This window comes from Phormidium pseudopriestleyi FRX01 (genome assembly GCF_017313335.1).
Classification (GTDB): Bacteria; Cyanobacteriota; Cyanobacteriia; order Cyanobacteriales; family Laspinemataceae; genus Laspinema; species Laspinema pseudopriestleyi.
The window spans coordinates 1-3,995 of sequence record NZ_JAFLQW010000417.1; the positions used below are offsets into that span (position 1 = coordinate 1).

Genomic DNA, 3,995 nt, shown 5'->3' on the forward strand with positions numbered 1-3,995 from the left:
AGTAGTGACTTACTGTGCCGGAATTTCACCGAAGACTAGAATGCAATAATCACGCAGATGATTATTCTTACTCGCTTTTACTATTTTAACACGGTCGGCTTATATCCCCACGGATAAATCCGGGGGCTTTACGCCGATTCTCGGTAAAAAAACCTGCTCTTATAAGCCTTAGAAACCCCAGTTTAGAAGCGAAATCTGGGTTTGAAGTCACTGTGATCGCCGCGATCATTCCTTGCGTCTTTTGAGGGGATCGCGCCCAAAACCTTGTAAAAAGGATGAAGAACGCTTGAAGAATTTGTGGTAATGCTGGATTTACTCAGTTCCGGTTTGCTCTCGGTGTGGTTAGATATGACGGGGCTAAAACTCTCTCGGGAAAATGCCGTGGAGTTAGTCCTAGGACCCGCAATTCCTGGTTATGTTCTGGATGAGATTGCCGATCCATCCACCGAACACCAGGTACAGCAATACTTGCAGGGATTAGTCTCCAAGGGCCTCCAGCCCGAGGGTCAAGGGGTCTGGGTGCAATCAAGTCATCAACTCCTCGCCAATCACCAGGGGACAGTTCCCCTTCCTGCTGCTTCAATTACGAAAGTCGCCACCTCTTTAGCCGCTTTGTTAACCTGGGATATCAATCATCAATTTGAAATCCTGATTGGGACTCAGGGTGAAATTGTTGATGGGGTTTTACAAGGGGATTTGATTGTGACGGGGGGAGATGATCCGTTTTTCATTTGGGAAGAGGCGATCGTCCTCGGTAATACCCTGAATCAAATGGGAATTCGTCAGGTGACGGGTAATTTAATTATTACGGGCAATTTCTCGATGAATTTTTACGAGAATCCCGAAGTGAGTGGCGAAATGTTGCGAGAGGCACTTCATGAGAGTCTGTGGACCCATGAGGCGGCCCAAGCCTATTGGCAAATGGCACCAGGGACTCCGAAACCTCAAGTGGCGATCGCCGGACAAATTGCGATCGCCAACCAACCCATTCCCAACCAAACCCTCTTAGTCCGCCATCGGTCCTTGCCCTTGCGTGAGTTGTTGCAACAAATGAACATTTACAGCAACAATGTCATGGCTCAAATGTTAGCTGATGCCTTGGGCGGAGTCAACCAAGTTCGTAAACTCTCCTCAGAAGCAGCCGGAGTTCCCCTGTCAGAAATTCAACTGATTAATGGGTCTGGTTTAGGACAAGAAAACCAAATTTCTCCCCGGGCTGCTTGTGGAATGTTTATGGCAATTCAACAACTTTTACAACCCCAAAACCTTAACTTAAGCGACCTATTTCCCGTCGCGGGTCGGGATGGCGGAACAATGGACTACCGAGAGATTCCAGGGGGTGCCGTCGTCAAAACTGGCACCTTATGGGATGTCAGCGCCCTCGCCGGAATTCTGCCGACTCAAGATAAAGGTTGGATTTGTTTTGCTATTCTCAACCGAGGCAATTATTTAGATGGATTTCGACAAGAACAGGATAAACTTTTAACCCAATTCTTGCAGACGTGGCATACGACATTACTTCCTCCATCCGCAGTCCACAACCTGTTTAATGGATATTCGAGTCAATGGCATTTAGATGCAGTCCAGCGCAATGAAATTCTCTTTGAATATGGGGGATAAACTCTTAGAAAATCACTCCATTTCATAGAATTTAAAGGTCATCAGCCCCCTACCCCAGTTAAGAAACCGGGTTTCTTCCCACCATCTGTGATAATTAGCAAAAACTCTGTAGGGGCGATTCGCGAATCGCCCGACAGATCTAGGGGGAATGCGTAAATCCTAATTTTTCAAAGAAAATCACGAATTTATTGCATTAAATCTCTCCAATATCCCCCGGGAACCTGAGTAGAAATGCTAGAAACTTTCATCTTCCACCCGGGATTTTTCTAGAATAAAACTGGGAAAAAAGCTATAATATTGAGTTTGGCAGTCAAAGGCGCGATCGCGTCGGAGACCTGACCCGTCATCTAGCCTCAAAAAAGGGTAAAGTCAGCCGTGGTAGTACAAGCGTCCAAAAATACAGCCTACGAAGCCAAAACTCAAGAAATTGCCAAGCAACTCCTGGCAGCAACCCAGGAAAAGCGCTCATTTTTTGCCCAATTGCAAGACCAAATGCGCTGGGATGATAAAATACTCGATTGGGCGATGAGCAATCCCGGTTTGCGGGTCCAGCTATTTCGCTTTATTGACTGTCTTCCCGCATTACGAAGCAAACCCGAAATTGCTCGTCACTTACAAGAATATTTAACCGTAGAGGAAGTCGAACTCCCCGACGCCCTCAAAAAACTAATTGGGTTTAGTGGAGGGGATTCAGTTCCGGGTCAAATTGCCGCCACGACGGTATCCACTGCCGTAGAAACCCTGGCGCAAAAATACATTTCCGGGGAAAACATCAAGCAAGCCCTAAAAACCATTGAACGTCTTCGCAAAGACAAAATGTCCTTTACAATGGACTTGCTTGGGGAAGCAGTGATTACCGAAGCTGAGGCAGAATCTTATCTGGAACGCTACCTAGATTTGATGACTCAACTCACCGATGTTGCCAAAAAATGGTCTAAAGTTCCTCAAATTGATGAAGCGGATGGAGAAACCATTCCCCAGGTACAGGTTTCTGTCAAATTAACGGCTTTTTATTCCCAATTTGACCCGATTGATGCTGAGGGCAGTGAAGCGCGAGTTGTTGATCGCATTCGTACCCTCCTCCGCCACGCCCAAGCAGTTGGGGCAGCGGTCCATTTTGATATGGAACAGTATCATTATAAAGACCTCACCCTTTCCATTCTCAAGCGGCTATTAATGGAAGAAGAATTCCGCAGTCGCACGGATATCGGAGTCACTTTGCAAGCCTATTTACGCGATAGTCAAAAAGATTTGCAAGGATTGATTGACTGGGCGAAAGAACGGGGAAATCCAGTGACGGTCCGCTTGGTTAAAGGAGCGTATTGGGACCAGGAAACAATTAAAGCAATTCAAAAACATTGGCCGCAACCTGTTTATAACGATAAAGCAGCAACCGATGTTAATTTTGAACAGATGACCGAGTTACTGTTAGAAAATCACGAGTATTTGTATGGGGCAATCGGATCTCATAATGTCCGATCGCAAGCCCATACCATTGCGATCGCCCAAACCCTGAATATCCCTCGGCGTCGCTTTGAAATGCAAGTGCTTTACGGCATGGGAGATAAACTCGCCAAAGCTTTAGTTCAACAGGGATACCGGGTGCGAGTTTATTGTCCTTATGGGGATTTACTCCCGGGCATGGCGTATCTAATTCGCCGCTTACTGGAAAATACCGCCAATAGTTCATTTGTGCGGCAAAGTCAGGAAGATCGCCCGATTGAAAGTTTAATCGGACCCCCGCAACCGAATGGGGATAAGCCGATCGCCATTCACAACAAAGCCTTACCCAATGCCGCACCCGATCGCGATTATGCTGATACCAAAGAACGACAAGAAGCAGCAGCCGCATTAGCATCGGTTCGGCAACAATTGGGTAAAATTTATCTGCCTTTAATTAATGGCGATCGGGTTAATGCACCCAATACCGTTAACTCCATTAATCCCTCCAATCCGAGTGAAGTGATTGGCAAAATTGGATTAATGTCTGTGGAACAAGCAAATCAGGCGATCGCCGCCGCGAAATCCGCCTTAACCCAATGGCGAACCACCCCCGCAGGCGATCGGGCGAATTTGCTTCGGAAAGCCGGAGATTTAATGGAACAACGCCGCCATGAATTATCCGCCTGGATGGTATTAGAAGTCGGCAAACCTTTACGGGAATGTGATGCAGAAATCTCCGAGGGAATTGATTTTTGTCGCTATTATGCCGATGAAATGGAACGACTTGCTGGCGGGGTGAATTACGATGTCGCCGGAGAAACCAACCGCTATCACTATCAACCCCGGGGAATTACCGTTGTTATTTCTCCCTGGAATTTCCCCTTTGCCATTCCCGTGGGGATGACAGTTGCTTCCCTAGTTGCTGGAAATTG

Annotated in this window: 2 protein-coding genes; both read left to right on the top strand. The window is 46.9% G+C overall.

The genetic code is table 11. From position 1 onward, the window contains the following. Positions 1–303: 303 nt before the first annotated feature. Positions 304–1,620 (top strand): D-alanyl-D-alanine carboxypeptidase, encoded by a 1,317-nt coding sequence (locus J0895_RS15645; protein WP_207088977.1) that lies wholly within the window; start codon positions 304–306, stop codon positions 1,618–1,620. A gap of 375 nt (positions 1,621–1,995) precedes the next feature. Continuing rightward, the coding region (locus J0895_RS15650) for a proline dehydrogenase family protein (RefSeq protein ID WP_207088978.1) at positions 1,996–3,995 on the top strand (2,000 nt) is incomplete at its 3' end.

What these genes read in the sequence shown, in the direction of transcription:
- J0895_RS15645 (WP_207088977.1), top strand. Translation starts at nt 304, where the DNA reads ATGCTGGATTTACTCAGTTCCGGTTTGCTCTCGGTGTGGTTAGATATG.